Source organism: Humibacter ginsengiterrae, from assembly GCF_054780115.1.
This window is the reverse complement of record NZ_BAAGWY010000001.1, coordinates 375,176-394,460: the sequence shown is the minus strand read 5'-3', so window position 1 is coordinate 394,460 and position 19,285 is coordinate 375,176. Positions and strand designations below refer to the sequence as shown.

The 19,285-nt window shown below is 69.2% G+C and carries 14 protein-coding genes; 9 read left to right on the top strand and 5 right to left on the bottom strand.

Translation table 11 applies throughout. From position 1 onward, the window contains the following. Nucleotides 1-21: 21 nt before the first annotated feature. Nucleotides 22-1,617 carry a signal recognition particle protein gene (gene ffh / locus ACYVII_RS01935; protein ID WP_460530119.1) on the top strand — a complete coding sequence of 532 codons (1,596 nt, stop codon included), beginning with the start codon at nt 22-24 and terminating at the stop codon, nt 1,615-1,617. Between the two features lie 49 nt (nt 1,618-1,666). Here the strand turns inward: ffh and ACYVII_RS01930 are convergent, their stop codons facing one another. Beyond that, entirely contained in the window at nt 1,667-2,833 is a 1,167-nt protein-coding gene (locus ACYVII_RS01930) for a glutamate--cysteine ligase 2 (protein WP_460530117.1), read from the bottom strand. A gap of 246 nt (nt 2,834-3,079) precedes the next feature. Between ACYVII_RS01930 and aroA the strand changes: the two genes are divergently transcribed. The 8 genes from aroA (at nt 3,080) to ACYVII_RS01890 (ending at nt 13,542) form a co-directional block, all read left to right on the top strand. Further along, complete coding sequence (gene aroA / locus ACYVII_RS01925) at nt 3,080-6,190, top strand: 3-phosphoshikimate 1-carboxyvinyltransferase (protein ID WP_460530114.1); 3,111 nt, start codon at nt 3,080-3,082, stop codon at nt 6,188-6,190. Beyond that, nucleotides 6,187-7,374 carry an acyl-CoA dehydrogenase family protein gene (locus ACYVII_RS01920; protein ID WP_460530110.1) on the top strand — a complete coding sequence of 396 codons (1,188 nt, stop codon included), beginning with the start codon at nt 6,187-6,189 and terminating at the stop codon, nt 7,372-7,374. Before aroA ends, ACYVII_RS01920 begins: the two co-directional genes overlap by 4 nt. A gap of 65 nt (nt 7,375-7,439) precedes the next feature. Then, a complete protein-coding gene (locus ACYVII_RS01915; protein ID WP_460530107.1) occupies nt 7,440-8,303 on the top strand; it encodes an SDR family oxidoreductase in 864 nt (287 codons plus the stop codon). 11 nt (nt 8,304-8,314) lie between these two features. Continuing rightward, on the top strand, nt 8,315-10,408 hold the full coding sequence (locus ACYVII_RS01910; protein ID WP_460530104.1) for an FAD-dependent oxidoreductase: 2,094 nt from the start codon (nt 8,315-8,317) through the stop codon (nt 10,406-10,408). A 174-nt stretch (nt 10,409-10,582) separates the two neighbouring features. After that, complete coding sequence (rpsP, locus tag ACYVII_RS01905) at nt 10,583-11,002, top strand: 30S ribosomal protein S16 (protein WP_460530101.1); 420 nt, start codon at nt 10,583-10,585, stop codon at nt 11,000-11,002. 4 nt (nt 11,003-11,006) lie between these two features. Next, entirely contained in the window at nt 11,007-11,234 is a 228-nt protein-coding gene (locus ACYVII_RS01900) for an RNA-binding protein (protein ID WP_460521038.1), read from the top strand. Nucleotides 11,235-11,240: 6 nt separating this feature from the next. Continuing rightward, nucleotides 11,241-11,900 carry a ribosome maturation factor RimM gene (rimM, locus tag ACYVII_RS01895; RefSeq protein WP_460530098.1) on the top strand — a complete coding sequence of 220 codons (660 nt, stop codon included), beginning with the start codon at nt 11,241-11,243 and terminating at the stop codon, nt 11,898-11,900. A 229-nt stretch (nt 11,901-12,129) separates the two neighbouring features. Continuing rightward, nucleotides 12,130-13,542, top strand: coding sequence for a PQQ-binding-like beta-propeller repeat protein (locus ACYVII_RS01890; protein ID WP_460530095.1), 1,413 nt, complete (start codon nt 12,130-12,132; stop codon nt 13,540-13,542). A 39-nt stretch (nt 13,543-13,581) separates the two neighbouring features. Here ACYVII_RS01890 and ACYVII_RS01885 read toward each other — a convergent pair whose 3' ends face one another. From ACYVII_RS01885 to ACYVII_RS01870, 4 genes are all read right to left on the bottom strand, one after another. Continuing rightward, the gene (locus tag ACYVII_RS01885; protein ID WP_460530092.1) at nt 13,582-13,755 is read right to left on the bottom strand and encodes a hypothetical protein; all 174 of its coding nucleotides are present in this window, start codon (nt 13,753-13,755) and stop codon (nt 13,582-13,584) included. Between the two features lie 328 nt (nt 13,756-14,083). After that, on the bottom strand, nt 14,084-16,120 hold the full coding sequence (locus ACYVII_RS01880) for a molybdopterin oxidoreductase family protein (protein ID WP_460530089.1): 2,037 nt from the start codon (nt 16,118-16,120) through the stop codon (nt 14,084-14,086). A 71-nt stretch (nt 16,121-16,191) separates the two neighbouring features. Then, complete coding sequence (locus tag ACYVII_RS01875; protein WP_460530086.1) at nt 16,192-17,823, bottom strand: FAD-dependent oxidoreductase; 1,632 nt, start codon at nt 17,821-17,823, stop codon at nt 16,192-16,194. After that, entirely contained in the window at nt 17,823-19,214 is a 1,392-nt protein-coding gene (locus tag ACYVII_RS01870) for an MFS transporter (protein WP_460530083.1), read from the bottom strand. Before ACYVII_RS01870 ends, ACYVII_RS01875 begins: the two co-directional genes overlap by 1 nt. Nucleotides 19,215-19,285: the final 71 nt, after the last annotated feature.

Sequence of the window (19,285 nt, the reverse complement as noted above, 5' to 3'; positions counted from 1 at the left end):
TCTACTACCATTGAGCCCACCATGGCTACCTTCGGCACGCTCTCCGACCGGCTCACCGAGACCTTCAAGAACCTCCGCACCAAGGGCAAGCTCTCGGCGTCGGATGTCGACGGCACCGTCCGCGAGATCCGTCGCGCCCTGCTCGATGCGGACGTCTCGCTCGATGTCGTCAAGCAGTTCACCGCGACCGTGCGCGAGCGCGCGCTCAGCGACGAGGTCAACCAGGCGCTGAATCCCGCGCAGCAGGTGGTGCAGATCGTCAACGAGGAGCTGATCGGCATCCTCGGCGGGCAGCAGCGCAGGCTCGAGTTCGCGAAGAACCCGCCGACCGTCATCATGCTGGCCGGTCTGCAGGGCGCCGGTAAGACCACCCTGGCCGGCAAGCTCGCCAAGTGGCTGAAGAAAGACGGCCACACCCCGATGCTGGTCGCGGCCGACCTGCAGCGTCCGAACGCGGTCACCCAGCTCCAGGTCGTCGGCGAGCAGGCGGGAGTTCCGGTGTTCGCGCCCGAGCCCGGCAACGGCGTCGGCGACCCGGTCCGGGTGGCGAAGGATGCCGTCAAGCAGGCCGAGAGACAGCAGTACGACGTCGTCGTGATCGACACGGCCGGCCGCCTCGGCATCGATGCCCAGCTGATGAAGCAGGCGTCGGACATCCGCAAGGCGACGAACCCCGACGAGGTGCTGTTCGTCATCGACGCGATGATCGGACAAGACGCGGTCAACACGGCGAAGGCGTTCCAGGAGGGCGTGGACTTCACCGGCGTCGTGCTCACGAAGCTCGACGGCGACGCCCGAGGCGGCGCGGCGCTCTCGATCGCTTCCGTCACCGGCAGGCCCATCATCTTCGCGTCCACCGGTGAGGGGCTCGACGACTTCGAGCCGTTCCACCCGGATCGCATGGCCAGCCGCATCCTGGATCTCGGCGACGTGCTCACGCTCATCGAGCAGGCGCAGCAGGCGTTCGACGAGGACGAGGCGCGCAGGGTCGCTGAGAAGTTCGCGACCGACAGCTTCACGCTCGACGACTTCCTGAAGCAGATGCAGCAGCTGCGCAACATGGGCTCGATCAAGAAGATGATCGGAATGCTGCCCGGCGCTGGCGCGATGCGGCAGCAGCTCGACCAGTTCGACGAGAGGGAGGTCGTGCGCACCGAGGCGATCATCCAGTCCATGACTCCCGCCGAGCGGCACAACCCCAAGCTCCTGAACGGTTCCCGGCGTCTGCGCATCGCCAAGGGCGCCGGCATGACGGTGACGGATGTCAACCAGCTGGTGCAGAGGTTCGAGCAGGCCTCGAAGATGATGAAGACCGTCGCCAAGGGCGGCGTGCCGAATGTGCCGGGCATGGGGCCCATCCCGGGCGCCGGCTACGGCGGACGCAAGCAGCAGCAGAAGAAGGGCAAGTCGTCGCGCTCGGGCAACCCGGCCAAGCGCGCCGCCGAGAACGCGGCGCTGGCGGCGGGAGTGAAGCCCGGCGGCTCCTCAGCGGGCGGATCGGGCTTCGGCCTCGGCGGGCAGCAGGGCACGGCACCGGCGGCAGGTCAGAAGGGCGGCCAGCAGCCTCCGACAGGCGAGGAACTCGCGGCGGTGCAGCGGCTTTTCGGCCGCGGCTAGCGGGCCCCGGCCCCTCCCGTCCGGCCGACCTGGCTCTCAGCCGACCGAGTCAGCCGGCGCCGTTTCCGCTTGCCGCCGGGTGCCAGTCGAGCCCGTTGCGCAGCTCTTTCGTGAGCGAGGAGACGACGGCCGGCAGGCTTCCGCCGTTCGCGTCGGCGACGGCGAGTTGTCGCTGATAGCTGATGCCTCGCTCGAGGATGCGCTCCACGTCGGCCAGCTCCCTAGCGCATCCGAGTCGCTCTGCCGTTGGCGCCAGCTCCGACACGAGCGAGCGGATGCCGTCGGCCACCGCGCCCTGCGCTCCGCCGGCATCCACGATGATGTCCGCGTCGATGCCCCACCTCGCAGCCCGCCACTTGTTCTCGCGCACGAACCACGGTTGCAGCACCATCGGCGACTCTCCGCTGTCTAGCTGGTCGGACATCCGGTCGACGAGGCAGTGGATTACGGCCGCCAGGGCTCCGAGCTCCGTCGCGGTGGACACCCCGTCGCACGCCCGCATCTCCACCGTGCCCCAGTGCGGAGACGGCCGGATGTCCCAGCGCACCTCGGTGTAGTCCCTGATAACGCCCGTGGTGATCAGGTCGTCGACGTAGCCCTCGTAGTCGCTCCACTCGGTCAGCTGCCAGGGCAGTCCGGCTGTGGGCAGCTGCTGGAACATCAGTGCCCGGTTCGACGCGTACCCGGTCGCGACTCCGCCCCAGAACGGGCTGGACGCGCTGAGCGCCTGCAGGTGCGGGTAGTACGTGAGCAGCCCGTTCACGATCGGGAGCACCTTGTCGCGGTCATCGATGCCCACGTGCACGTGCACACCCCAGATGAGCATCTGCCGCCCCCACCACTGCGTGCGTTCCAGCAGGTGGTCATAGCGCTCCGACTGCGTCGAGCGCTGGTCGAACCACTGCGCGAACGGGTGCGTTCCGGCGCACATGAGCTCGACATCCATCTCGTCCGTGACGGTGCGCACCAGGCCGATGAGCCCCTGCAGGTCGGCGACGGCGTCAGGAACGCTGCGGTGCACGCGGCTGACCAGCTCGATGGTGTTCAACAGCAGCTCGTGCGTGATCTGCGGATGCTCGCTGCCATCGCCAGGACCGAGTGCCGGAAGCACCTCGTCGGCCACCTGCACCAGGTCGCCGGTGTCACGGTCGACGAGCGCGATCTCCCACTCGATGCCCACTGTGGAGCGCTCGGATTCGGCGAACTCGATCCGCATGGGCCGTCCCCTTCGCGGTGTCATCGTCGAGTCGAGAGTCTCTTTCGCGCCGTCGATCCTGCGATTGACGGACGTGACAGATTTCCCGACCGGGACTTCGGGCTAGCCTATCGTTCGCTGAGTTCACCATCGTGGGAGGCTCGGTACAGGCGCCACGGCCGGTCCCGTCGGTGTCGCAGGGTCGCGACTTCAGGGGAGGGGTCCCGACCTGGCGTGAGCGGAACGGAAGAGACACATATGCGACTGATGGTGCAAGGAACCCGGGATCGGCTGGAGAACGAACTCGACATCCCCGTTTCGAAATATCACGCACACCGTGCCCTCGTGCTGGCGTCGCTGGCTGAGGGCACGAGCGTGGTGAGGGGACTGTCGGCGACCCGGCAGATCGAGTGGACGGTGAGCGTGCTGCGCGCGCTCGGCACGCAGATCGACATCGACGGGGACTCGTACATCGTGCACGGTGGCAGGTACCGGGCGTCCGACGTCGTCGAGCGGGGGTCGAGCGGCCCGGACGGTGTGCTGAACGTGGGTTCCAGCGGCACGACGCTGTACTTCATGGTCGGCCTCGCATCGCTGGCGGATCGTCCGATGACGCTCACCGGCATGAAGTACTTCCAGCGCCGGCCGATCAAGGCCCTGCTCGACTCGCTCCGGCAGATGGGCGTGCAGCTGCAGAGCACTGACGACTGCCCGCCGATCACGGTGCAGCCGCAGGCACCGCAGGGCGGAGACGTCTCCATCGCAGGAACGCTCTCCCAGTGGCTGAGCGGCCTGCTGCTGCTCGCACCGTTCGCGCAGAACGACACCACCATCCATGTCACGGGTGGCCACCTGAACGAGCAGCCCTACGTCGACCTGACCGTTCGCATGATGCGCATGTTCGGGCTGCGGGTCGAGGTCTCCGACGACTGGCTCACCTACCGGGTTCCCGCGGGCCAGACCGCGACACCTACCGAGTACACCATCCCGCCGGACATCGGGTCGGCGGCGTTCGGGATCGCGGCGGCGGCGCTGCACCCGGGCGATGTGCTGCTCCGCGGACTCTCGGCGACGCGCGCGGCCGAGACGGACCATCCCGAAGCCGAGTTCCTCGACCTCGCGGCCGAGATGGGCGTGCCGATGATCAGGGACGAGAAGACCGGGTTCGTGCGTATTGCCCACGACGGCCTGAAGCTGAAGCCGATCGACGTGGACTGCGGGCCGATTCCCGACCTGCTGCCGGTGCTCTCGTCGCTCGCCACGTTCGCCGACGGCACGTCGCGACTGCACAACGTGAAGCACATCAGGCTCAAGGAGTCCGACCGCGTGGCGGCCATGCTGCAGCTGAACCGCATGGGCGGCCGGCTCGAGCAGAGCCCCGACGAGCTTCGGATCACCGGAGTCGATTCGCTGACCGGTGCCGCGATGTCGTCGTTCAACGACCATCGCGTGCTGATGGCGCTGGCCGTGGCGGCCACGCGTGCCGAGGGCCGGTCGACGCTCACGTATCCGCACGCCTATCGCATCTCGTATCCGATGTTCCTCGACGAGATGAACGGCATCGGACTGCACATGGATGTCGGCACCAAGCCGGTCGAGGACGAGCGCGAGGAGCACGCCGCGACCGCCGACGACCTGGCGGCCTCGCTCGGCGCCCTCGCCGAACCGCTGCTTCTCACGCAGGCCGTCGCAGCGACTAGGGCGGCCGAGCCGGATGCCCCCGCCGTGCTGGAGGCGGACGGCCACGCCCTCACCTCGCTCACCTGGCGTGAGCTGGGCGAGGAGGCCGACAAGGTGTCCGCACTGCTGCTGGAGATGGGTGTGCGCCGCGGCGAGCCCGTCGCGGTGCAGCTGCCGAACTGGAGCGAGTTCGTCGCGATCGCGCTCGGCATCATGCAGGTCGGCGCCGTCGTGACGCCGATCATGCCCGTGTTCGGACCGCGTGAGACCTCGATGACCCTGAGCCGGTCGCGCGCCCGCGTCGTGTTCCTGCCGAACTACTTCCGAGGGCGGCAGCCGGTCGTGGAGCTGCTTGCCACTATCGACGAGGCCGAGGCACGAGGCAGGCGGCTCTCGATCGAGCACGTGGTCGTGCTGCGCAGTGAGAACCGCCGCGGCGCGGACTCGTCGGTGGAGGTTCCGCCGATCCCGAACGACGCCCTCGAAGATGCAAGGGCGACGGACTGGAACTGGCGCTACTACGACGCGGCGCTGGAGGCGGTGACCGTCGACAACGACGTCCTCGCGCGTGTCGCCCCGCGGCTTGACGACTACTGCCAGCTGCTGTTCACCTCTGGCACGACCGGCGAGCCGAAGGGTGTGCAGCACACGTACCGCAGTCTCGGCCTCGCCACGGCCATGGAGGTGCGGCACCTCGGCCTCACGCACGACGACCGCATCTACGTTCCGTCTCCGCTGGCCCATCAGACCGGATTCCTCTATGGCATGCTGCTGGCCTGGCGGCTCGGAGTCGCGGTGGTCATCCAGCCCATCTGGGACGGTCGGGTGGCACTCGAAAGGGCGTTCGGCGAGGGGAAGGCCACGTTCGTGCAGGCGGCCACGCCGTTCCTGTCCGACCTCCTCACGCTCGTCGAGGCCGGCGAGCCGGCGCCGAGCAGCCTGCGCACCTTCGTCGCGACGGGTGCGGCCGTTCCACGCGCGCTCTCGCAGCGCGCGACGGACGTGCTCGGCACCAAGGTGCTCGGCGCGTTCGGCACGACCGAGACGTGCCTTGGCACCCTGGCGGGCGCCGACGACAAGCCCGAGGATGCCTGGGGCAGCGACGGTCGCGCCCTCTTCGGCGTCGACGTGCGCATCGTCGACGACCAGGGTCAGGCGGTGGAGGCCGATGTCGAGGGCAACTATGAGCTGCGGTCGCCGACCGTGTTCGATGGATACCTGGACCGCTTCGACCTCACCTCCGACGTCTTCACCCCCGACGGCTGGTACCGCACCGGTGACCTCGCCTACCTCGACAAGGCCGGATTCCTGCACATCACCGGCCGGGTGAAGGATGTGATCAACCGCGGCGGCGAGAAGATTCCCGTTGTCGAGATCGAGAACCTGCTGTACCAGCATCCGAAGGTCACCGACGTCGCCATCGTCGCCATGCCCGACCCGCGTCTGGGCGAGCGGGCGTGCGCCTTCGTCGTCCCCGCGGCCGACGGTTCGCCTCTGACCCTTGCCGAGGTGCAGGATTATCTCGGTCGTGCGGGCACGTCGAAGTACTACTGGCCCGAGCGCATCGAGCACATCGACGCGCTGCCTCGCAATGCGGTGGGGAAGATCCAGAAGAACCTGCTGCGCGAGCAGGCGGCCGCGCTCGTGGCCGCCGAGCACGAGAACAGCACCGCCGCGCACAAGAAGGAGAATGCATGAGCCAGGTCGCCGGCACGGAGTACGAGACCGTCGCGAGTCCGTTCGGGGAAGACGAGTTCGCCGCTCTCAAGCGCGAGGTCACCGACTGGGTCACCGGTCCCGGTGAGGATTACGCGGAGCGGATCGAGGCCGCCGGCGCCTTGCCGCCCGAGCTGTTCGGCGAGCTGCGTGACCGCGGCTACCTTTCGCTGGCGGCTCCCGAGCGGCTCGGTGGGCGCGGCATCCCGTTCCCGCAGTACCTGGAGCTGATGGAGATCTTCTCCCGCTCGCACGCGTCGATCCGCATGCTCGTGCACGTGATCAACGGCACCTGGCGCGCCATGGACCCGTACATGACCGACGAGCAGCGCGCGGAGTTCGTCGTGCCCTCCGTCACGGGTCAGAAACTCGTCGCCTTCACACTCACCGAGGCGACGGGCGGAACCGGTGCAGACATCCACACCACCGTGCGCCGCGAGGGCGACACATATCTGCTGAACGGCGAGAAGCACCTGATCACGTTCGGCGTGAAGTGCGACTGGTGGCTGCTGGCAGCGCGACTGGAGGGCTCCAGCGGCAAGCACGGCGTCGTGGCGCTCATGGTGCCGAACACCGGGCTGCCCGGCGCCGAGGTGATCGACGACTCCGAGACGATGGGCGTGCACGGAACCGACCACGCGATCCTGCGCTTCCACGACACCCCGGTGCCGGTCGCGAACCGGGTCGGCGAGGAGGACCAGGGGCTCGAGGTCATGCTCGGCGGATTCCTGCTGCCGAGCCGCGTCTCCGTTGCGATGAGCTGCATCGGGCTCGCGGAGCGGGCGCAAGAACTGGCGGTGCAGTACGCGCAGCGCCGCGAGACGTTCGGCAAGAAGCTCGCCGAGCGGCAGGCTGTGCAGTTCCTGCTCGCGGAGAACTTCGCAGACATCCGTGCCGCGAGGGCACTCGTGCTCGAGGCCGCACGCGCCTACGAGAACGACGAACCCGAAGCGGGCGTGCTCTCCAGCGCCAGCAAGATGATCGCCGTCGACATGCTGACCAGGGTGACCGACAAGGCGCTGCAGATCCACGGCGGCCAGGGCTACTGGAAGCGCAACCCGATCGAGCGCGTGTACCGGGATGCCCGCGCGCAGCGCTTCGAAGAGGGCACCAACGAGATCCAGAAACTCGTCGTCGGCCGTGCCGTGCTGACCGGTCAGGTCTGACCGCTCACCATCACCGCCCCATCTCCCCGAACGAACGAACGAACCGAACAGGAGCACCTCAGCCCATGACGTCCGCCCCGACCGACTCCGGCGCTTCCCCCCGCGTCACCCTCATCACCGGCAGCTCCCGCGGCATCGGCCGCGTGCTGGCTCTGAAGCTCGCCGCCCGCGGCGAGCACGTGGTGGTGAACTACAAGACGAACGCCGACCTGGCCGAAGACGTCGTCCGCGAGGCGCGTGCGGCGGGCGGTGGCGGCATCGCCGTGCAGGCGAACATCGAGGAGCCCGACGACATCGACGCGCTGTTCGAGAAGGTACGCGAGGAGTACGGTCGCCTCGACGGGTTCGTCGCCAACGCCGCGGCCAGCGCGTTCAAGCCGATCTCGGCGCTCAAGCTGCATCACCTCGACCGCAACTGGGCGATGAACGTGCGCTCGTTCGTGCTCGGCGGGCAGCGTGCGGCGCAGCTCATGACCGACGGCGGACGCATCGTTGCCCTGACCAGCTACGGATCGCTGCGAGCGTTCCCCACGTACGCCTCGCTGGGCGCGGCGAAGGCCGCGGTCGAGTCGTACGTCAAGTTCATGGCCGCGGAGTTCGGTCCCCGCAACATCACGGTGAACGCGGTGAACGGCGGCCTCATCGACACGGACTCGCTCGAGTACTTCTACCAGCGCGTGCCCGGGATGGCACCCATGTCGAGCGTGATCGAGAAGGTGCCGCTCGGCCGGCCGGGAACGGCGGACGACATGGCGTCTGCCGTCGAGTTCCTGCTCGGTGCGCACGCCGGCTATATCACCGGGCAGATCCTCACCGTCGACGGCGGCCTCACCGTCGTCGCGCCCCCATTCTGGGCCGACACCAGCGGTGAACTGCGTGCTGCCGTGTACGGCTCGGAGTCGGCGTCGTCAGAGCCCGCCGACCGGTAGAACGCCGACGGATGCCCGCCCCGGCCGAGCTGCTCGCCCGCACCTTCACCCCGTGGTCGCTGGGTTCGCTGTCCCTGCCGCACCGCGTGGTGGTGGGCAGCATGCACACCGGGCTGGAGGCGCGGGACGACGGGGGCGAGGGCCTCGCCGCGTTCTACCGCGAGCGGATCGCGGGAGGAGCATCCCTCATCGTCACCGGCGGGCTAGCGGTCTCGCCCGAGGGCCGCGGCGGTCCCGATTACGTCGTGCTGTCCGACCCCGAGGTGCAGGAGCGCCTCGCATTCGCGGTGCACGCCGCTCACGAGGCCGGCGGTGCGGTGTGTGCTCAGCTGTTCCACGCAGGCCGCTATGCCGTGCTGGGCGGGCTGACCGGCGACGCCGGGGCGCCGCTGCAGTCGGTGGCGCCGTCGCCCGTCCCCTGGGCGGCGGCGAGAGGCGAGGTGCCCAGGGAGCTGCCCACCGCGGAGGTCGGGGAGATCGTCCGCCAGTTCGCCGCGGCGGCGGCCGCCGCGAAACGGATCGGGTTCGACGCCGTCGAGGTCATGGCCTCGGAGGGCTATCTGATCAATCAGTTCTGCTCGCCGGTCACGAACCTCCGCGACGACGAGTGGGGCGGCGATCAGGAAGGCCGCGAGCGGTTCGCGATCGAGGTGGTCCGTGCCGTGCGCGACGCGGTGGGGGAATTGCCGGTCACGGTGCGGATCTCGGGCGACGACCTCATGCCGGGCGCTCCCGCGCCGGACCGGTACGCGCGGCTGGCCGTGCGGCTCGCGGCCGAAGGAGCGGATGCGATCAGCGTGGGCATCGGGTGGCACGAGTCGCGCGTGCCGACGGTGCAGGCATCCGTTCCGCACGGTGCGTGGCTGGCAGCTGCCGAACGCGTCTCGTCGGCGCTCGCGGATGCCGGTCGGAGCGCGGCGGTCATCGCCAGCAATCGGTTCACGGACCTGCGTGATGTGGAGCAGGTGCTGCGTCGCGGTACCGTGGACGCCGTCGCACTGGCTCGACCGTTCCTCGCCGATCCGCTGCTGATCGAACGGTCGCGGGCGGGCGACTTCGCCGCAGTCAACACCTGCATCGGCTGCGACCAGGCGTGCATCGATCGTTCGCTCGTCTTCGAGCCGGTGTCGTGCCTGGTGAACCCGCGGGCCGGACGTGAGAGCGAGTATCCGCTGCTGGCCACACGCACGCGCTCGCGGATCGCGGTGGTGGGCGGAGGTCCGGCAGGCATGGCGGCGGCGCTCGATCTCGCGCGCCGCGGGCACGCGGTGACCCTGTTCGAGGCGGCGGACGCCCTCGGTGGCCAGTTCGCGCTGGCCGCGCGCATTCCGGGCAAGGAGGACTACGCGGCGACCCCCCGGTCGGTGGCCTCCGAGCTCGGCAGGCTCGGCGCGGTCATCGCCGCCTCGACGATCGCCACCGCCGACCGTCTTGCGGACTTCGAAGGGGTCGTGCTCGCCTCCGGCGTGCGCCCGCGGCGAATTGACATCCCCGGTGCCGACCTGCCGCACGTCATGGACTACGAGCGAGCGATTCTCTCCGGTGTGCCGGAGGGTCCGGTGGCCGTGATCGGCGGAGGGGGCATCGGAGTCGACGTCGCCACCATGCTCGTCGAGCCGGCGGATGCCCGTGAGCGGGCCGCCGGCTTCGCCACGCGATTCGGTCTGCCTTGGTCCGCTGACCTTCTGGAGGAGCAGCGGGGGGCGTGGGCGAATCGCAACCCGTCGAACAGCGTGCGCCCGGGGAGCGAGGTGACCGTTCTGCGCCGTTCCGGCAAGTTCGGGCAAGGGATCGGGATCACCGCGCGCTGGGTTGTACTGGGCGGGCTGCGCGATGCCGGCGTGCGGATGCTGAGCGGGCTGTCCTATCGGCGCATCACGCCGGATGGCGTGGAGATCGAAACCGGCGACGGCTCGGTGGAGCTCGTCCCGGCAGCGACCGTCGTGGTGTGTGCGGGTCAGGAGTCTCACGACCCGCTGCGGCACGAGCTGGATGCGCGAGGCATCCGCTTCGAAGTCGTCGGCGGTGCAAGGGATGCCTCACGCGTCGACGCCGTGCGGGCGACGACCGAGGGCCTCGCCGCCGCGCGCCGCATCGCCGCTTGACAGCGTGAGCCACGATTATCGGTCGGGGCGCGGAATCTGCAAGAATGATCAGTCGAGTTCTCACGGAACGACCCTCTATCTTTCGTGGGGAGACTCACTCATCAGACCTCCTGCCGCGTGTGCCCCACGCCCTCGGCAGTCAGTTCGCGCGAAACACGAAAACTCTGGAGAAAAGTGGCTGTCAAGATCCGCCTGAAGCGGCTCGGAAAGATCCGTGCCCCGTATTACCGCATCGTCGTCGCCGACTCGCGCACCAAGCGCGACGGTCGTGTGATCGAGGAGATCGGCAAGTATCACCCCACCGAGGAGCCCTCGTTCATCGAGGTCGACTCCGACCGCGCGCAGTACTGGCTCGGTGTCGGCGCGCAGCCGACCGAGCAGGTGCTGGCCATCCTGAAGCTGACCGGCGACTGGGGCAAGTTCAAGGGCGACAAGAACGCCACGAGCACCGTCAAGACCCCCGAGGCGAAGGTCGCGTTCGTCGCCGACGAGAAGAAGAAGCCGGTTCTCAAGCCGAAGAGCGAGAAGCCGGCGCCGAAGGCGGAGCCGGTAGCCGAGGCTGACGCCCCCGCCGACGAGACCACCGAGGCGTAAGACCTTGCTCGCTCCCGCTCTTCAGCACCTGGTCGAGGGAATCGTCGACCACCCCGACGACGTGCATGTCGTGGCGAAGGAGTCATCGCGCGGAGAGGTCCTCGAGGTTCGTGTGAACCCCGAGGACCTCGGCCGCGTGATCGGCCGCTCCGGTCGCACGGCGAAGGCTCTTCGCACCGTCGTGAACGCGCTGGCCGACGGTCGTCGCGTGCGCGTCGACCTCATCGACTGACGAACGGTGAGCGGCAAGCGAACCGAGCCGAAACAGCCGAGGCAGCAGCTTCGCGTCGGCAGACTGACCAAGGCGCACGGTCTCAAGGGCGCCATCAAGCTCGAGCTCTACACCGACGACCCTGAGCGTCGCTTCGTGCCGGGAGCCGAGTTCTCGCTGCAGGTGCCCACCGGATCGAAGTGGCACGGCAAGACCATCCGCCTGGCGGAGATGCGCTGGTATAACGGGCATCCTGTCGGATTCTTCGAGGGTGTCACCGACCGCACCGAGGCCGAGACGCTCATCAAGGCGATCCTCTGGGTCGACCAGGACGACACGGTCGAAGAAGATGCCTGGTACGACCACCAACTCGTCGGCCTTCGGGTGCTGCGCGAGGGCACCGAGGTCGGCACGATCGCCCGGGTCGACCACCTGCCAGCTCAAGATCTGCTCGCGGTGAAGACGCATGACGGCGAGGTGCTCGTGCCGTTCGTCTCCGCGATAGTCCCGGAGGTTGACATCAAGGCCGGCACCGTCACGGTGACTCCTCCGACGGGGCTGTTCGAGGACGTGCCGGAGGACGCAGATGCCGGCGGTGCTGAGGCGGGGGAGCCCGACGCGTCGATCACGGATGCCGTCGAGTCGGACGAACGGACCGCGCCCGACACTGAGGGCTTCGCGGAGTAACAGCCGAGGTTGCTCGCGTCCTTCTCGACGCTGCTCGCGACGTCCTTAGAGAACGCTCGCGCTACACGTATCGGCATCCGCCACACGTATCGGCATCCGCCACACAATGATCCTGTAGCGGATGCCGATAGGTGTAGCGGATCCGTGTTCCGTCGCGGGCAAGCCGCCGATTCGCCGTCGATCTGATGCCCCCGTGGCCTCGCGGCGTCGATCCGGGGAGACTGAAGGCATGCGATGGCAACGGTTGTTCCGCGCCGCCATCGCGTGCGGCGCGGCACTCGCCCTCACCGCGTGCAGCGGCGGCGGGCCGCACGAGCCCGCGACGTTTCGCCCCACGATGCAAGCGACCGGACCGGTCACGCCGCCCTCCGCAACGGGCACCACGCCGCTGTGGCCGAGCTACCACGCCGACCAGGCGCGGACGGCGGCGGTGCCCGGCTCCGTACCGGACCCGGCACAAAGTGCGTGGAAAGCTGACCTCGGCGCCGCCGTCTACGGCCAGCCGGTAGTGATCGGTGACACGGTCATCGTGGGTACGGAATCCAACGAGGTGGTGGCACTGAACCGCAGCTCTGGACGCCGGCTCTGGTCGTATCGGCTCGGCGCACCGCTCACGAACGTCAGCGAGCGAGCAGGCTGTGGCAACATCGATCCACTCGGCATCACCTCGACACTCGCGATCGACGTCGGCAAACGCGAAGTCTTCGCCGTCGGTGAGGTCGTCGACGGTGACTCGGTGCAGCACAAGCTCGTGGGCCTCGCGGTCGACACCGGGCGAGAACTGCTGAACGAGAACGTGGACCCGCCCCTGCCTGCGGGGGAGAAGAGCATCCATCTGCTGCAGCGCGCCGGTCTCGCGATCGGCAACGGCCGGGTCTACATCGGCTACGGCGGCAACATCGGAGACTGCGGCAGCTACCACGGCTGGCTCGTGGGAGCATCGGAGACCACGCCCGGCGACCTCGTGAGCTTCGAGGTGGCGCGCGATGGCGAAGGCGGAGCGATTTGGCTCTCCGGCGGCGCGCCGGCGATCGGCTCCGACGGCAGCGTCTACATCACCACGGGCAACGCCAACCCGTTTCCCCCTGGTCAGGACCGGTTCGAGTACACCGAGAGCGTCGTGAAGCTGTCGCCGAGCCTGAAGGTGCTCGCCTCGTTCAAGGACCGGACGGCGAGCGGCGACGAAGACCTCGCCACCGGCAATCCGGTTCTGCTGCCCGGCGGGCTCGTCTTCGCAGTCGGCAAGACGGATGCCGGATACCTGTTGCGGGCATCCGATCTCGGTCGTGTCGCCGTGATCCGTGACGTCTGCGGCAGTGACCCCGACGGCGGCCCGGCGTACGACCCGACGACACAGCGACTGTTCGTGCCCTGCCGTGGCGGCGGCATCCAGGTCATCGACGTCGCCAAGCGGATGCTGGGTCCGCGGCTCCCCGGTGCGAACGGCGCCCCGATCGTGGTCGGCGACACGGTGTGGGCGGCGCAGTACCCGGCGGGAGGACTCACCGGCTACACGGCGAACTCGGGCACACACCGGCAGTCGCTCGACACGGGGGCGCTGCCGACCTTCGCCACCCCATCGTTCGCCGCAGGAATGCTCTTCATCGGCACACGCACGGGCGTCATCGCATTCGGCAGGTGATCGTCGCGCGTGCGGGTCCGCGGCAGTTCCTCCAACGCATCAACCCTCGACGAGGAGCGAAGTGGATGCCTCGTAAGGGCCCGGGCACGTTTCGGTGCCCTTGTTGTGCCACACCAGGTGCACGCGACTGTCGGCGATGATGCTGCCGTGAGTGTCGAATGCGGCGACGTGGCCGACTCCCGGTCTCGCGTGTCCGGTGGGTACGGGCCACACGTCGCTTTTGTGCTTGAGGGGGAGCGGACTCGGTGTTGAGCCGGACAGCGCCAGGGCAAGTCTCTGCGGTGTGCAGGCCGCGCCTCCGCAGAATCCGACATCGGCGACGCGAGAGGTATCGCCTGAGACCCGCACGCGAACTGTGTAGGAGACCCCGATCGCGGTGCACGCTGCCGGAGGCGAGGCAGAGCATGAGGTCAGCGCAGTGACCAGAACGGCCGACCCTGCCAGTGCGATCACGCTTCGACACCGCATGATGCCAGTATCCGCTGCGGTCGCATTCGGAGCATGGGTCGCACCGGCCATACGGCGTTGCCGAGCAGCGCGCTCAGGCCCGCGACACGGTCACCACCGCCGTTTTGAACTCCGGCATCGCCGACACGGGGTCGACGGCGTCGCTCGTGAGGAGGTTGGCGCTGTCGGCGTCGGGAAAGTGGAACGGCAGGAACACGGTGTCGGCGCGGATGCCCGCATCCAACTCGACCGGAGCCGTCACCCGGCCCCTGCCGTTCTCGATGACCGCCAGATCGCCGTCGCTCAGGCCGCGCGCTGCCGCCGCCGCCGGATGCAGCACCGCGACGAGCCGCGAGCGCGCCGTCATCAACTCGGGCACGCGCCTGGTCTGCGCGCCGGACTGGTAATGCTCGAGCAGCCGTCCCGTCACCATCCACAGCTCGTCTCGTCCGCGCGGTGTCTCGGTTCCCGGTCGGCGCCGCACGGGCACGAATCGGGCGCGCCCATCCTCGTGCCAGAAGCGCTCAGTGAACGGACGGGGCGTCGACAACCCGCCTGCGGGGAACGGCCAATGCACGGGCTCGCCGCTCTCGAGCATCCGGTAGTGGATGCCCGAGTAGTCGGCCTTGCCGCCCGCGGATGCCCGTGCGAGCTCCTCGAACACCTCCTCCGGCTCCGAGTCGAAGCTCACGTGCGGAGCAAGGCGTCTGGCGAGCTCGGCGAGGATCCACAGCTCACTCCTCGCCTGCCCGGGAGGAGCGATCGCACGCCGACGGCGCAGCACCCGCCCCTCGAGATTCGTCATCGTGCCGTCCTCCTCTGCCCACTGGGTCACGGGCAGCACGATGTGTGCGCGCTGGGCGGTCTCGCTGAGCACGAAATCGCACACGACGAGCGTGTCGAGCCGGTCGAACGCCTCACGCACCACGCCTGCGTTGGGCGCGGAAACGACCGGGTTCGCCCCGTGTACCAGAAGGCAGCGCACACCGCCCGGCGCGCCGGCGGTCTCCAACAGCTGCACGGCCGGCACACCCGCGCCGGGGAGGTCGTCCGCGTCCACGCCCCACACGGCCGCGACGTGAGCACGGGCATCCGGATCGGTGATCGACCGGTAGCCGGGCAGCTGGTCCGCCTTCTGCCCGTGCTCGCGCCCGCCCTGCCCGTTGCCCTGGCCGGTCATCGTGCCGTAACCGCTGCCCGGACGCCCCGGCAGCCCGAGCAGCAACGCGAGATTGATCGCGGCTGTCGCGGTGTCGGTGCCGTCGGAGTGCTGCTCGACCCCGCGACCGGTGAGGATGTACGCGTCGCCCTCGGCGAGCCGCCGCACGACCGCGCGCATCCGTTCGGCGGGCACGCCCGTGACCGCCTGGGTGCGCTCCGGCCACCACTCGGTCACGCTGCGGCGCACGGCCTCGTAGCCCGCGGTACGCGACTCGACGAACTCGAGGTCGACCAGCCGCTCGGCGATGGCGAGGTGCGCGAGCCCGAGAAGAAGCGCGAGGTCCGTCCCCGGGGCCGGAGCCAGGTGCATCCCGGCCCCGTCGACCGTCAGCTTCGCCGTCGACGAACGACGCGGATCCACCACGATGAGCCCGCCCGCCGCCCGCGCGCCCTGCAGGTGGCGCAAGAACGGCGGCATCGTGTCTGCCATGTTCGACCCGAGCACGAGCACCGTCCGGGCAGAATCGAGGTCGGTCACCGGGAACGGCAGCCCCCGGTCGAGGCCGAACGCGCGGTTCGCGGCCGCGGCGGCGGACGACATGCAGAACCGCCCGTTGTAGTCGATGCGCGAGGTGCCTAGAGCGGCGCGGGCGAACTTGCCGAGCTGATACGCCTTCTCGTTCGTCAGGCCGCCGCCACCGAAAACACCGACGGCGTCGCGCCCGTAGGATGCCTGCGCCTCCGCGATCCGTTCGGCCACGGCATCCAGCGCGGTCTCCCACGCCACCGGCACGAGGTGTTCGCTCGCATCGCGCATCAGCGGCTCCGTCAGCCGGCCAGGTGCATCGAGCACGACGGCGGATGTCCACCCCTTCTTGCAGAGTCCGCCGCCGTTGGTGGGGAAGTCACGCCCTGCGACCTCGAGCAGCGGAGCGCCCGGGTCGCGCAGCGCCGGCGTGCTCAACGTCATCGCGCACTGCAGCGCACAGTACGGGCAGTGGGTGGCCGTACCCGAGGGGAGCGGTCTCGGAGCGGCGTCGTTCATGCCGGCACCCGGGCATCCGTGAGTCCGTCGAGGATCGACTGGATGCGACCTCGGCATCCGCCGCATCCGGTGCCTGCGCGTGTGGCAGCTCCGATGTCCGCAACGGTGCACACGCCGTGCTGCGTTTCTCCGGCAGTGAGTGCGGCGTCGGCGATCTGCCCGGCACTGACGCCGTTGCACCAGCAGACGGTTGCGTCCGGGTCCGCGTCCGTGGCCCCGAGGGCTTCGCGGTCCACCCCGTCGTAGCGCAAGATCAGCGACCGGTCGGCCGGCAGCTGGGCGCCGCGCTCGAACAGAAGCGTGAGCTCGGCGGCCGTTCTCGGCATCCCGACCGCCGCAAACGCCGTGAGCATTCCGTGGTCGGTCACAGTCTTGACGTACGCGCCGTGCTCCGGATCGGTCCAGAGCGTCACACTCCGCCCGCCCTCAGGTCCGTGCTGCGGCCCGTAGTCCCAGGGGTCCGGGGTGACGTCGCCGACCGCGACGCACTCTACGTTCTCGCCTTTCAGCATGACGATCGCCGGTCGCTCCCTAGGCGGCTCCCGGTCGAACGGATGCCCGTCCGCCTCGGCCATCATCCGAGCGGCCAGCCAGTCCGCTTGCTGCCACCCCGGACCGACGAGACCGCTCGGGCCCCCCGCAACGGTGTCTCCCGAATCATTCGCGGCAGGATCGGCGACGTGTGCGCAGTCGCCGATGGCGTGCACGTTCGGATCGCTCCACGATGTGAGCGTGCCATCGACGAGGATGCCTCGCGCCACCCGCAATCCCGCGAGGGCGGCGAGTTCGCTGCGTGCTCCGACTCCGCACGAGAGCACGAGCAGCCGGCCGTGCACGTGCTTTCCGTCGGCAGTGATGAGCGCATCGAAGCGAGCCGTCTCGTCCTGGCCATCGGCCGAGTCGTGCCGGAGACTGATCGCTTCCGCTCGGGAGTGCGGAAGCACTGTCACGCCCGCCGCCCTCAGCGACCGCGCCAGCGTGAGACCCGCGCCGCGGTCGAGGTTGCGCGGCATGGGCGTCGGGCCGTGATGCACGACGACCGTCTCGCATCCGGATCGCGCGGCCAGAAGTGCGAACTCCAGGCCGAGCACCCCGGCGCCGAGCACGACGATGCGATCGCGCCGCCGCACCGCTGCCGCCACGCGGGCCGCGTCGGCGAGATCTCGCAGTGTTGTGACCCCCGGGGGCAGACGATCGTCGACACCGATCGGCTGCGCGCCCTGGCGCCCGAGTGGGTCTCTGCCGTCCGCCGCTCGTGGAACGCCGTCCAGCGCGGGTATGTTCGCGCGTGCCCCGGTTGCGAAGACTATTCGGTCGTACGGCACGTACTGCGGCTGCGCCGTGCCGTCGTCCACGGTCGCCATCCGCCGCGAGGTGTCCACACGGGTCACGCGTGCGCCGAGCCGCACGTCTGCGCCGGCGGATGCGAGCTCGCCGGCATCCTGCAGCATGATCTCCTCGAGGGAGACGGTCCCGACCGCGTGCTCAGCCACCAGCACCCGGTTGTAGGCGGCAACCGGTTCGGCGCCGACGATCGTCAGATCGATCGACCCTGAGCGCACGGCCGGCAGCAGATCCTCGGCCAGCCGTGCTCCCACCGGGCCGGCACCGACGATGAGCACCCGCATCAGATGCGGTGCCCCGTCAGGCGTCCACGGGGACGGGCGTAGACGGTCAGCGTCACGATGAGCAGCACGGCGTAGCCGCAGACGAAGCCGAGGAACGCGGACGCGTAGCCGCCGGTCGCCGCCACGGATGCGCTCAGCACCTGCGGGATCACGAAGCCTCCGTACGCGCCGATCGCAGAGACGATACCGAGCGCTGCAGCCGACCGGCGGCCGGCATCCAGCGCGCGGGGGTGATCCGGCGAGATCGCACCGGTTGTCGCGAGGAACACTGTGGGGATCATGCGGTACGTCGCGCCGTTGCCCACGCCGCTGGCGGCGAAGAGCACCAGGAAGCATCCGAGGAAGAGCCAGAACGATCCGAGCCGAAGCGTCAGCACCACCGACAGCGCGACGACCCCCATAACCGCGAACGACCCGGCAGCCACTTTCGCGCCGCCGAATCGGTCGGCGAGCCTGCCGCCGTAGGGCCGGCTCAGGGAGCCGACGAGCGCGCCGAGAAAGGCCAGCGAGACGGCGATCGTGCCGATCGGAATCGTGGCGAAGGAGGGGAACTGGTCGGCGATGAGCTTCGGAAACACGCCGGAGAAGCCGATGAACGAACCGAAGGTGCCGATGTAGAGCAGCGCGAGCAGCCAGAGATGCGGTTCCTTCAACGCGGACAGCGAGGCGGAGAAGTCGTTGCGGGCGCTGGAGAGGTTGTCCATCCCCTTCCACGCCCCGATCACAGCCACCACGATCAGGGGGACCCAGATCCAGCCGGCCACGCCGAGCCCGAGCCCCGCGGTCAGTGCGACCGCGACGGGAACCGTGAACTGCGCCACCGCGGCACCGAGGTTGCCTCCTGCGGCGTTCAGCCCGAGGGCCCAGCCCTTCTGCGCGTGTGGGAAGAAGAACGTGATGTTCGACATCGAGCTGGCGAAGTTGCCTCCGCCGAACCCGGCGAGCCCAGCCACCGTGATGAGTACCCAGAACGGGGTGTGCGGGGAACTGACGGCCAGCGCCAGACCCACGGCCGGGATGAGCAGCAGCCCGGCGGAGATGATCGTCCAGTTGCGGCCGCCGATCAGCGGAACCATGAACGAGTACGGGATGCGCAACGTCGCCCCGACCAGGCTGGGCAGCGAGATCAGCCAGAAGCTCTCGGTCGTGGTGAAGTGGAAGCCGGCGCCAGGCAGCAGCACGACCACGATGGACCAGAGCTGCCAGACCACGAACCCGAGGAACTCGGCGAAAACCGACCAGCCGAGGTTGCGGCGCGCGATCGCCCTGCCTGCGGTCTGCCATTGCGCGGCATCCTCCGGATTCCAGCCGTCTATCCAGCGACCCGGCCGCTGTGCGAGCGTGCTTCCGGTGGCCTGTGCAGCGGTTTCGGTGTCGACCATTTCCGTCATGGGAACCTCCTATGCGATAGGGGGGAGAAGCGGATGCCTGTGACGCTACGGAGGCGCCGTTTCGGTGAATC

What these genes read in the sequence shown, in the direction of transcription:
- ffh (WP_460530119.1), top strand. Translation starts at nt 22, where the DNA reads ATGGCTACCTTCGGCACGCTCTCCGACCGGCTCACCGAGACCTTCAAG.
- ACYVII_RS01930 (WP_460530117.1), bottom strand. Translation starts at nt 2,833, where the DNA reads ATGCGGATCGAGTTCGCCGAATCCGAGCGCTCCACAGTGGGCATCGAG.
- aroA (WP_460530114.1), top strand. Translation starts at nt 3,080, where the DNA reads ATGGTGCAAGGAACCCGGGATCGGCTGGAGAACGAACTCGACATCCCC.
- ACYVII_RS01920 (WP_460530110.1), top strand. Translation starts at nt 6,187, where the DNA reads ATGAGCCAGGTCGCCGGCACGGAGTACGAGACCGTCGCGAGTCCGTTC.
- ACYVII_RS01915 (WP_460530107.1), top strand. Translation starts at nt 7,440, where the DNA reads ATGACGTCCGCCCCGACCGACTCCGGCGCTTCCCCCCGCGTCACCCTC.
- ACYVII_RS01910 (WP_460530104.1), top strand. Translation starts at nt 8,315, where the DNA reads ATGCCCGCCCCGGCCGAGCTGCTCGCCCGCACCTTCACCCCGTGGTCG.
- ACYVII_RS01890 (WP_460530095.1), top strand. Translation starts at nt 12,130, where the DNA reads ATGCGATGGCAACGGTTGTTCCGCGCCGCCATCGCGTGCGGCGCGGCA.
- ACYVII_RS01880 (WP_460530089.1), bottom strand. Translation starts at nt 16,120, where the DNA reads ATGACGTTGAGCACGCCGGCGCTGCGCGACCCGGGCGCTCCGCTGCTC.
- ACYVII_RS01875 (WP_460530086.1), bottom strand. Translation starts at nt 17,823, where the DNA reads ATGCGGGTGCTCATCGTCGGTGCCGGCCCGGTGGGAGCACGGCTGGCC.
- ACYVII_RS01870 (WP_460530083.1), bottom strand. Translation starts at nt 19,214, where the DNA reads ATGACGGAAATGGTCGACACCGAAACCGCTGCACAGGCCACCGGAAGC.